A 2,846-nucleotide genomic window follows, 5' to 3' on the forward strand; every position below is an offset into this window, starting at 1 on the left:
CGTGGCCGACCATGTGGGCGTCGAGGTGGCAGCCGGCGCCGGTGTTGATCTGGTGCACCGGCACGCCGGTGGCGGCGATGCGCGCGGCGTCCTGGTCGGTCTGCTGGTCGCCCTCCAGCACCGCGAAGGTGATGTTGCCTACCAGGTCGCGCAGGGTGCGTTCGAGAATCGAGGTCTTGCCCGAACCGGGCGAACTCACCAGGTTGAGCACGAACAGGCCCTTGGCGCCGAACAGGGCGCGGTTGTCGCCGGCCAGGCGGTTGTTCTTGGCGAGAATGTCCTCCTCGATGCGCAGGGTGCGTCGCCCCTGGTCGTGGGAATGGCCGTGGTCATGACTGTGGCCGTGGGCATGACCGGGTTCGTGATGATGGTGGTGGTCCGTCGGGCCGCAGCCGCAGTCGATGCACATGGTCAGTCGACCTCCAGTTCGAGGATGCTCAATTCCTCGCCCTGGGTGATGTCCAGGGCCAGGGCGTCGCAGGTGGGGCAGGCGTAGGTGAAACGGTCGATGGCGCTCTCGGCACCGCAGGCGCGGCAGCGCCCGCGCCCGGGCACGGCGTCGATGATCAGCCGCGCGCCTTCGAGGAGAGTCCCCGCGGCGCAGACCTCGAAGGCGAATTCCACCGCGTCGGGGATCACGCCGGAGAGGGCGCCGATCCGCACGGTCAACGACAGCACCCGCGTCGCGCCCTGTTCGCGGGCGTGGCCCTCGGCGATTTCGACGATGCTGCGGGTGATGCCCAGTTCGTGCATTCAGCGACCTCGAGAATCGACAAAAGAAAAAAGACTTGCACCGCTGAGCACGCCGAGGGCGCCGAGAAAAATTCAAGGTCTCGACGATAACCAGGGAAAACAGTCTCTCCTCTGCGTTCTTCGCGGTCTCTGCGGTGAGAAAGATTTTGAAAGATGAAGCGAAATAATAGAGCCGAAATGTGTCAAAATGCAACTGCGTGCCGCAGGCTCGGGTGTATACATGTGTCATTTTGGAAAACCGTTGCGACCGCTCCGGCACTTTTGCTAGCCTGCGAAGTCAGCCTTTGCGCTTCATTCCTCTCCGCTCCCGGGACGGACCGCCCATGACCAAGGGAAAAATCCTCATCTGCGACGACGAGGTCGAAATCCAGAATTTTCTGCGCAAGCTCCTCGAAGCGCGCGGCCACGGCGTCGAGTGCTTCGGCGGCGGCGCGGCCCTGCTCAAGGCCCTGGGGGAGATGGACGGCGCGCTGCCCGATCTGGTGCTGATCGACGCCAAAATGCCCGGTCTCGACGGCCTGGAGGTGCTGCGCCGCATCAAGGCGAGCCACGGCGATCTGTGCGTGGTGCTGATGAGCGCTTTCGCCACGGTGCGCAACGCCGTTGAAGCGATGAAACTGGGGGCCCACGACTATCTGATCAAGCCTTTCATCGCCGAGGATATTTATGCCCTGGTCGATGCGGTGGTGGAGCGCAGCCGTCTGGTGGCCGAGAACCGCTCGCTGAAAGCCGAGATCCGGCGGCGCTTCGATCCCGAGCAGGTGATCTTCAAAAGCCAGGCCTTCCGCAACGTGTTCACCCTGGCCAAGCGCGTGGCGGCGAGCGACGCCGGCGTGCTGATCCTCGGCGAGAGCGGCACGGGCAAGGAACTGATCGCCTCCACCATCCACTACAGCAGCGCGCGGCGCGACGAACGCTTTCTCACCCTCAACTGCGCCGCCATCACCGACACGCTCCTCGAAAGCCAGCTCTTCGGACATGTCAAGGGGGCCTTCACCGGCGCCGTGGCCAACCATCGCGGCCTGGTCGAGGAAGCCAACCGCGGCAGTCTGTTTCTCGACGAGATCGGCGACCTCAGCCCCGCACTGCAGGCCAAGCTGCTGCGCCTGCTACAGGAAAAGGAATTCCTGCCCGTCGGCGCCACTCGCGCGCGCCATGCCGATGTGCGCTTCATCGCCGCCACCAACAAGGATCTGGAGAAGGAGGTGGCGCGCGGCGCCTTCCGCGAGGACCTCTTCTATCGGCTCAACGTGGTCACCCTGAACATCCCGCCCCTGCGCGAGCGGCGCGAGGATATCCCCCTGCTCGCCGAGCATTTCGTGCGCAAGTACGCCGCGCGTCCCGAGCAACGCCTGAGCGCCGAAACCCTGGCGCTCCTCGGGCGCTATAGCTGGCCGGGCAACGTGCGCGAGCTGGAAAACACCATGGAAATGGCGGTGATCCTCGCCGACGGCGACGAGATCGCCCCCGCCTTTCTTCCCGCCAAGATCACCAGCGGCGGCAGCGACGAAGAGTTTGTGCCGCCGCCTAATGGTGGCTTGTCCCTGGAAGACGTGGAACGCCTGTATATCGAACAGGTCTTCCGCCAAACCGGCTTCCACAAAGTCAAATCCTCTGAAATCCTCGGCATCGCCCGCAAGACCCTCGACCGCAAGCTCGCCCAGTACGGCATCGACAAGGAAGGTTAGGGCTGGCGCCCGTCCCTTGTCCCTCGTCATTGGTCATTTGTTGAAAACCAATGACCAAGGACAAAGGACAAAAAGCTACATCGTGTGGCAATTTGTCCAAAATGCTTCTTTTTGTCCGATTCCCCGCCGTATACGTTTTTCCCTCTAAAATCCTGTTATGGCTTGACTTTTTAATGTGAAGCGGTGGCGCTGGCACAGTGCTTGCCCCTGGTTAGCGCCGTCGGCGGCGCGCACCGCGGGTCATTTTGTCCAGGCTTCGTGGCGGGCGCGACCGTCCACCATCACATTTTTTCAGGAGAGAGGGATTATGGGAAAAATCGTCATCGATCCGGTCACCCGTATCGAAGGCCACCTCAAAATCGAGGCGGTGGTTGACAACGGCGTGGTCAAGGAAGCCCGAAGCTC

The 2,846-nt window shown here is 62.8% G+C and carries 3 protein-coding genes; 1 reads left to right on the forward strand and 2 read right to left on the reverse strand.

Annotation, left to right across the window (positions count from 1 at the left end; genetic code table 11):
* The coding region (locus tag QAT43_RS14745) for a GTP-binding protein (protein WP_305043849.1) at positions 1-409 on the reverse strand (409 nt) is incomplete at its 3' end.
* A gap of 2 nt (positions 410-411) precedes the next feature.
* On the reverse strand, positions 412-753 hold the full coding sequence (gene hypA, locus QAT43_RS14750) for a hydrogenase maturation nickel metallochaperone HypA (RefSeq protein ID WP_305043850.1): 342 nt from the start codon (positions 751-753) through the stop codon (positions 412-414).
* A 323-nt stretch (positions 754-1,076) separates the two neighbouring features.
* Here hypA and QAT43_RS14755 point away from each other — a divergent pair, with 323 nt between their 5' ends.
* Positions 1,077-2,441, forward strand: coding sequence for a sigma-54-dependent transcriptional regulator (locus tag QAT43_RS14755; RefSeq protein WP_305043851.1), 1,365 nt, complete (start codon positions 1,077-1,079; stop codon positions 2,439-2,441).
* The last annotated feature ends 405 nt before the right edge of the window (positions 2,442-2,846 follow it).

Origin of the sequence: Geoalkalibacter sp. (genome assembly GCF_030604225.1) — a bacterium.
In the GTDB taxonomy this organism is placed as follows: domain Bacteria; phylum Desulfobacterota; class Desulfuromonadia; order Desulfuromonadales; family Geoalkalibacteraceae; genus Geoalkalibacter.